This is a genomic window from Propioniciclava sp. (genome assembly GCF_029977985.1).
Taxonomy (GTDB): Bacteria; Actinomycetota; Actinomycetes; order Propionibacteriales; family Propionibacteriaceae; genus Propioniciclava.
This window is the reverse complement of sequence record NZ_JARKOT010000128.1, coordinates 1-3,591: the sequence shown is the minus strand read 5'-3', so window position 1 is coordinate 3,591 and position 3,591 is coordinate 1. Positions and strand designations below refer to the sequence as shown.

Genomic DNA, 3,591 nt, shown 5'->3' with positions numbered 1-3,591 from the left:
CGCCTCCGAGATCGAACGGCAGGCCACCGACCGGCCGAAGACGGGCGTCTTCAGTGGCCGGTACGCGATCAACCCGGTCAACGACGAGCCGCTGCCCATCTGGATCGCCGACTACGTGCTGGCCGACTACGGCACGGGCGCCATCATGGCGGTGCCCGCCCACGACCAGCGTGACCTCGACTTCGCGAAGGCCTTCGGGCTGGACGTGCGCATGGTCATCGATACCGGCGACGCCGACCCGGCCGTCAGTGGAGTCGCAACGCCGGGCGACGGCACGTATGTGAACTCCGCCCTGCTCGACGGCTTGGCCGACAAGGCCGCAGGCGTGGCGCGCATGAACGCCAAGCTGGAGGCCGACCGCACGGGAGAGGCGGCGGTCACCTACCGCCTGCGCGACTGGCTGCTGAGCCGCCAGCGGTTCTGGGGCTGCCCGATCCCGATCATCCACTGCCCGGCGTGCGGTGAGGTGCCCGTGCCGGACGCCGACCTGCCCGTCCGCCTGCCCGACCTGCGGGGCGCCGATCTGGCCCCGAAGGGGACCAGCCCGCTGGCGTCCGAGGCGGCACGCGCGTGGCGCGAGGTGGTCTGCCCGACCTGCGGCGGCCCCGCCGAGCGGGACACCGACACCATGGACACGTTCGTCGACTCGTCCTGGTACTACTTCCGCTACTGCTCGCCCAACGACGAGGCAGCGGCGTTCGACGTGGCGGCCACGCGCCGCTGGGCGCCGGTCGACCAGTACGTGGGCGGCGTCGAGCACGCCATCCTCCACCTGCTGTACAGCCGGTTCTTCACCAAGGTGCTCCACGACGCCGGCCTGATCGACTTCACCGAGCCGTTTACGCGCCTGCTGAACCAGGGCCAGGTCATCAACGCCGGCAAGGCGATGAGCAAGTCGCTGGGCAACGGCGTCGACCTGGGCGAGCAGATCGACCTCCACGGCGTGGACACCATCCGGACGGCGATCGTCTTCGCCGGCCCGCCGGAGGACGACATCGACTGGGCGGCCATGTCGCCGAGCTCGACGGGCAAGTTCCTGCAGCGCGCCTACCGGCTGGCGGCCGACGTGACCTCGGCCGTGGGGGCCGACGCGGCGTCCGGGGACGTGGCGATGCGGCAACAGACCCATCGCTCGATCGCCGAGATCACGGAGGCGGTGGAGTCGCAGCGGTACAACGTCGTCGTCGCCCGCATCATGGAGCTCGTCAACGCCACCCGCAAGGCCATCGACACGGGCTGCGGCCCGGCCGATCCGGCGGTGCGCGAGGCGGCCGAGTTCGTGGCGCAGGCGCTCAGCCTGGTCGCGCCGTACCTGGGCGAGGAAATGTGGGAGCTGCTGGGCCAGGAGCCCTCGGTCGCCCGGTCGTCGTGGCCGGACGCCGACCCGGCGCTGCTCGTGCGCGATTCCGTGACGATGGTGGTGCAGGTGCAAGGCAAGGTGCGCGCCAAGCTGAGCGTCCCGCCCGACATCTCGGACGCCGACGCCGAGGCCGCCGCCTTGGCCGACGCCGGCGTGCAGCGTGCGCTGGACGGCCGCTCGGTGGCGAAGGTCATCGTGCGGGCGCCGAAGATGGTTAGCATCGTCCCGGCCTGAGGCCCTCAGACGAGGGAGACGTCGACGACGATGCCCTGGTGGTCTGTTCCCGGGACGGCGAACGTGCCGAGCCTGGACGCGACGACCCGGTCGTTGACCAGGGCATGGTCGATGGCGATGAGCGGTGGAAGGGCGAGGTTGCCGTCGAACGTCGGACGCCACCCGGCTCCGGACTGGAGAGCCGCGTCGGTCAGGCCGGCCGCCATGATCGGGTAGGTGGCGTTCTCGCGGGTGGCGTTGAGGTCGCCGATGACGACGAGGGGCTCGTCGCGGTGGTCCTGGACGGCGGCCGCAACCGTCTCGGCTTCGGACCGCCACAGATCCGTGCCTTGGACCATGTTCATCGGGTGTACGGCGAGGAGCGTGATTTCCCGCCCGTCCACCGTGGTCGTGCGGACGGCGAACTGGTCGAAGCCGCTGTCCAACCGGGCGAGTTCGGTCAGGGGGCGGCGGGAGGCGACGAGCGTGGCCGAGGCATCCTCGTAGCCCACCGCGGACCAACCGGGGGCGGTCCGCCCGACCCTGTGGGGGTAACGCGCGAGGAGCGCGGCCATGGCCGGCGTGTCGACGAACGGCGCGCTGGCCTCGAGCAGGACGATCACATCTGGATCCGCTTCTGCGAGCCTCGCCGCAGCGATGCCGGCGTCCGACTTGCCGTACAGCGTGTTCAAGGCCGCGATGCGCAGCGTGGACGCCGATGCCGGGGGCGGGGTGCCGGGCAGGTAGACGCCGGCCCAGGCGAGATGCAGGGCGAGACCGAGTGCGCAGGGGAGGGCCAGGAGGCGCCAGCGATTGCGGGCCGCGGCCAGGACGGCCAGCCCAGCCAGCACCCACAGCACCAGGCCGTAGGGGATGAACGCACCGGCCATCGCCAGCACGCGATGGGTGAACTGGAGCGGTGGCCAGAGTCCGAGGACGGTCAACAGCGCCGCCGGAACGGCACAGGCGCCGGCCAGCAGAGCACTGAGGAATCGGGCAGGCGTCACGGGTTCACTGTAGGTCGCGCGCACGCGGGGCCGGTCGTCGCGTGGCTGTGGACAACTCCAGGTTCTTTCCACAGATTCCTCGCGCGTGACGGATTCGGGCCCTCGAGGGCCAATGTGAGGGCGTGCAGACCCGTTCCGCCCGTGCCCCCGTGATGAGTGACGTCGTGCGCGCGCGCCTGGACGCGCTGTTGGGTGAGCTGTCGGGGGTGAGATCGGTGCCGAGTCCGACCGTGCCGGTTGAGCCGGTTGACACCGGGCGGGTCTCGACCGGTCCGGCTGGGCTGGCCCCGCCGCCGGCCGAACCCGTCGAAACCGACAGGTCCGCAGGCTCGGCCAGCGCGACCGCCGGGCGCGACGCGGCCACCGAGGGATCGGCTCGGGCCAGGCTCATGCGGTTCGGGCGCGAGCACGTGGCGGTGCTGGGCGTGGTGGGGCTGATCGGGGTGATCTGGGCGGCGTGGATGGTGTTCGGCGCGCGGACGGTGCCGGTCGCCCGGGCCGAGCCCACCCCCGTTCTGGAGTCCGCCGCGCCGCAACCCTCACCCACGCCGACGCCGACGATGCGTGTCCACGTGCTCGGTGCGGTCTTATCGCCGGGGGTGGTGAGCCTGCCGGTCGGGGCACGCGTGGAAGACGCGCTGGCGGCGGCGGGCGGGTTGACCGAAACCGCCCGGCCCGGGGAGCTCAACCTGGCGGCGGTCGTCGCAGACGGCGCGCAGATCGTCGTCGGCGACGCGGCTGACCCGGGCGGTGAGGTGCGCGGGGAAGCCGGCGCTGCGGGCGGCGGGGCAGGCGGCGCGGCGTCCGGGTTGATCGACCTGAACACCGCCAGCGCCGCCCAGTTGGAGACACTGCCCGGGGTGGGGCCGTTGACGGCGGCGGCGATCATCGCGTGGCGCGACGAGCACCAGCGGTTCTCGCGCATCGAGGAGTTGCAGGAGGTCGACGGCATCGGGCCGAAGACCTTCGAGCGGATCGCGCCGCACGTCCGTGTCTGAGCCGGCGGACCTG

General features: G+C 72.1%; 3 protein-coding genes. 2 read left to right on the top strand and 1 reads right to left on the bottom strand.

All coding sequences use genetic code 11. The features are described from left to right. The coding region (locus Q1K57_RS08140; RefSeq protein WP_300080784.1) for a class I tRNA ligase family protein at positions 1-1,594 on the top strand (1,594 nt) is incomplete at its 5' end. 5 nt (positions 1,595-1,599) lie between these two features. On the opposite strand, the gene Q1K57_RS08135 is transcribed toward Q1K57_RS08140, so the two are convergent. Beyond that, a complete protein-coding gene (locus Q1K57_RS08135; RefSeq protein WP_300080782.1) occupies positions 1,600-2,580 on the bottom strand; it encodes an endonuclease/exonuclease/phosphatase family protein in 981 nt (326 codons plus the stop codon). Positions 2,581-2,744: 164 nt separating this feature from the next. Here Q1K57_RS08135 and Q1K57_RS08130 point away from each other — a divergent pair, with 164 nt between their 5' ends. After that, on the top strand, positions 2,745-3,578 hold the full coding sequence (locus Q1K57_RS08130; RefSeq protein WP_300080780.1) for a helix-hairpin-helix domain-containing protein: 834 nt from the start codon (positions 2,745-2,747) through the stop codon (positions 3,576-3,578). Positions 3,579-3,591: the final 13 nt, after the last annotated feature.